The following is a 2,826-nucleotide window of genomic DNA, read 5'->3' on the forward strand; positions in this document are numbered from 1 at the left end:
ATCCCAGCATCAGTTAGTTCGTTGCCTTATTAACTGTGGGATTTGGTGTTGGACTGGTCGCTACCCTTTATCCAGTTCGGACTTCCACCGACAAGAATTCAAGGAACTTTCTTGGCACACTCATTTTGCACTCCAATGATTTTGGAACCACAGATGAACACAGATAAACACAGATAAAAAGACAGAATTAAGAATTATCTGCGTAATCTGTGACTATGTCATTCCCAAATGGTTCTATTGGGAATCCATTAAAGGCGTAGATTCCCGACAGGGACATTCGGGAATGACAGGTTGGGGCCTGCCCTCGAATGATTCTGTCTGGAACCTATTCCCGAAAGTCGTAATCGGGGAACACTCGGGAATGGCACTCCGTGTTTCTGCGTTCATCTGCTGTTTCGTTTAATTCCCAAGATTATATTCAAATTCTTTTTTTATTCTGCCAAGCCTAAAAGATTTTTCCACTCCGCTTCTGAAATCACCGCATTTTTTTTGGCATTTAATAAAGAACGCTGCGAATTGGTAAAATCATTTTCAACAGTGTACTAATCCTGATAGGAAGCAAGCCCGTTGATATATTTCATTGAAATGATTTTTGACTGCTCTTCGGATGCTGAAAAATACATCCGGGAGACCTTTACATTTTCAACCGCGTTGATAAAATCGTTCCAGACGGAAAAAAGCGACGAAGTAAGTCACTGTCGGGTTGAACGAAACGCTTCTTCCGAAATCGCTTTGTTAGTTTGTGCTATTTTTATATCGTAATAATTTCTGCCGCCTGGAAAAAAGGGATACGATAAATTGAGCGATACCGAATGCCTCGCATCCGATGGTGGCCAACTGCTGCCGCTTTTAGAAACACTGCCGGAAACGGAAATTTCAGGATACAACTGGCTTTTTGCCGCCCTTAAATCGTATTCTGATTTTTCCAGATTATTTTTTGCAATGATATAATCCGGTATGTTGACGAGCAACTCGCTGAAAACCGGAGTCGCTGTGGACTCGTCTAACTTAAAACTTCCCGTAGCAACCGGTATTTCCGATGTGTTTCCTGAATCTTCGCCAATATCTTTGAAAAGTTGCTTTATTGCAGAAACGACATTCCTTTTTGCTTTTGACAGTTCATATCCAGATTGCTCTTTGTCTGCTTCTACCCTTAAAAGCGAACCTCTGTCTTCCCGACCTGCATCGTATTTGAATTTGACCAGTTCGTAATTTTTGCTGCGTCTTTTGAGAATCTGCTCGGCGAGTTTAACTGATTCCTGACTCCACAGTAATTCGTAAAAACTTTTTTTAACATTAAAAATTTCGGCTGAAAGCGTTTTATTATATTCCGCTTCGGCGATTTTTAACTGAGTGTTTTTTGACGAACTATCGCTGATATCCGCAAAGCCGGAAAAAACGGAAAGCCGACCGGAAAGCCCGTAAGAATAATCCTTTGACCAGTCGGTTCCGCTGGAATCCGATTGCGAGACACCGGCATTCGCAGATAACTGCGGCATCAAATCGGTAAAAGAACTTTGATATCGCAGCCGTGCATTCCTAACTGATTTTTCTGCCGAAAGTATCGCAGGATTATTTTTTTTTGTTCGGCTCAAAACATCCTGCCATGTTATCTGCTGGGAATACAAATAATTAAAAATTAAAAATTAGAAAAAGTTTTTTCATACTTAACAACAAATTGCTATTCACCATCAGTTCGTCTTTTCATCCTTTTCTCTTTTCGTTCTTTTTTAAGTTGAGGCAGTTTGTCCTGTTGCTCTTTCGTCAGGATATTGTAGCCCTTTTCCATTGCATCAATCATAGCAAGTTTGGATGCTAACTGTAATTCAGAAATCTGTTTGATTTTTGATTTAGCAGCGGCAAAATCCGGTTTGTCCTGCTGCATAATTTCTCTTAAATCTAAGCGGGCAAGTTTTGTATCCGCCTGCCTTTTTATTGCATCGCGTCGGTAATCCAGCCGAATCTGTTCAAGCGCTTTTACCTGCTCGTCGGTTAAATTGAGTTCCTGCTTGAAATTCAGGTATCTTTTGATATTGCCGACATCCTCATCTCTGTCAGCACCTCTGCCCATTTTGTGTTTCATCTCTTTGCCCTGACCAATCCCTCCCATTCCACCCGTTCCTTGTTCACGAGGCATCTCGGCAAAAACAAATGCCGTTCCCAATACCAACATCTCAACCAACAATCCCAAAAACCTTTTCATAAAACCCCCTATAACGGCAAGTTAAAAGTTTAAGGTTAAAGGTTAAAATTTTTGGATTTTATTTTAACCTTTTATTTTTCCCTTTAACCTGCTTTTTAATTTATTGGTACAATTCCGGTATATCAAAATTAGAAAGATAAGTAACAAGTTCTTCTGTTTCAGACGATACAGCGGTAATTTCTGATTTTTTTTGATGAAAATACCTGTAGCCAATTACAAGAACCAATAAACTAAACGCGAATGTCAAGGCGGGTTTCCATAAAACGAATCGCTTTTTGCTGCTAATTTTTTCCAAAATTTCAGAGGCAAAATAATCCCAGTTTTTTCTTGGCAATTTAACAGGATTGTTATCTACCACCCTGAGCGTTTTAGAAAAATCGTTTAAGAGCTCTTGACAGACAGAACATTTTTTCAGATGATTTTCTAATTCAGATTTTTTTTCCGCTGTCAGTTCATTCTTGATATAAAAATATAATTCTTTTTTTACTTTATTACACTGTTGAGTAGACATCTTTATAACCTCCTTGTGGTGACAGCCCTATCGGGCTGTCGTGCCCCTCGCAGAACCGTGCTTGCAGATTGCCCACACACGGCTCTTCAATAACACTTCCTCATAAAGCACA

Annotated in this window: 3 protein-coding genes; all 3 read right to left on the minus strand. The window is 39.8% G+C overall.

Annotated elements, in window-relative coordinates; translation table 11 throughout:
* Window positions 1–692 precede the first annotated feature (692 nt).
* Complete coding sequence (locus tag AB1349_13390) at window positions 693–1,595, minus strand: TolC family protein (GenBank protein MEW6558318.1); 903 nt, start codon at window positions 1,593–1,595, stop codon at window positions 693–695.
* A gap of 86 nt (window positions 1,596–1,681) precedes the next feature.
* On the minus strand, window positions 1,682–2,203 hold the full coding sequence (locus AB1349_13395) for a Spy/CpxP family protein refolding chaperone (GenBank protein MEW6558319.1): 522 nt from the start codon (window positions 2,201–2,203) through the stop codon (window positions 1,682–1,684).
* Between the two features lie 100 nt (window positions 2,204–2,303).
* Window positions 2,304–2,714, minus strand: a complete 411-nt coding sequence (locus tag AB1349_13400) for a zf-HC2 domain-containing protein (protein MEW6558320.1) — start codon at window positions 2,712–2,714, stop codon at window positions 2,304–2,306.
* Window positions 2,715–2,826: the final 112 nt, after the last annotated feature.

The organism is Elusimicrobiota bacterium (assembly GCA_040757695.1).
Lineage (GTDB): Bacteria > Elusimicrobiota > UBA8919 > UBA8919 > UBA8919 > JBFLWK01.